Origin of the sequence: Achromobacter sp. SIMBA_011 (assembly GCF_046535435.1) — a bacterium.
Lineage (GTDB): Bacteria > Pseudomonadota > Gammaproteobacteria > Burkholderiales > Burkholderiaceae_B > Achromobacter > Achromobacter dolens.
Genome location: NZ_JAWRWN010000261.1, coordinates 1 through 294 on the forward strand (window position 1 = coordinate 1; position 294 = coordinate 294).

1 pseudogene is annotated in these 294 nt (G+C 71.8%); it reads left to right on the plus strand.

The features are described 5' to 3' along the window. Positions 1–294 (plus strand): annotated as a pseudogene (locus SB816_RS30855) (MipA/OmpV family protein); the annotation flags it as partial.

Here is a 294-nt window from a genome sequence, read left to right on the forward strand (position 1 = left end):
GCGCCGGCGATCGCCTCGCGCTGCCGAACGGCGCGTTCGTGTCGGCCGCGCTGGGCTACGACGCGGGTCGCACCGACGACGATCGCTTCGGTCGTGCGGGCTCCGATCATCTGAAGGGAATGGGCAGGGTGCCGGGCTCGGTGCTGTTCGCGATGCACGCAGGCGTGAAGCTGCCGGACGGCGGCGAGCTGAGCCTTGCGATCGATGCGCCGGTCACGCATGGGTCGCGCGGCTTGTCCGGCCATGTCGATCTCGCGGTGCCCGTGTTCGAGCGCGGACGGCACGCGCTGGTCG